Origin of the sequence: Mesorhizobium sp. M2E.F.Ca.ET.219.01.1.1 (assembly GCF_004016445.2) — a bacterium.
In the GTDB taxonomy this organism is placed as follows: Bacteria; Pseudomonadota; Alphaproteobacteria; order Rhizobiales; family Rhizobiaceae; genus Mesorhizobium.
Genome location: NZ_SADT02000209.1, coordinates 1 through 305, shown reverse-complemented (window position 1 = coordinate 305; position 305 = coordinate 1). Strand labels below are relative to the sequence as shown.

Here is a 305-nt window from a genome sequence, read left to right as displayed (position 1 = left end):
GCGGCTGGATGAAGCGGCACTGCCGGGTGACATCGCGCGAATAGCGGTCATAGGCCTCCGCGTCGCGCCTGGAGAAGCGGGCGAACTCGCGGCGGTGCGCGTCGTGGTCGCGGTAGTTGGCGAGGTAGTCGCCGTCGCGCGTGAACACCGCGCCGCCCTCGTAGGAAATCACCTGCAGGCCGAAGCGCGGCAGTTCCAGGTCGCGCATGATCTCGGGCCGGAACAGCGAGCAGACATAGGAACAGTTGGAATAGAGGAAACCCGGCGTCAGTTCGCGGCTGGTGGCCGCGCCGCCGACCCAGTCG

The 305-nt window shown here is 67.9% G+C and carries 1 pseudogene; it reads right to left on the bottom strand.

Features of this window, described 5'->3' with window-relative positions:
- Positions 1-305: pseudogene (locus tag EN862_RS35550) on the bottom strand (amine oxidase); the annotation flags it as partial.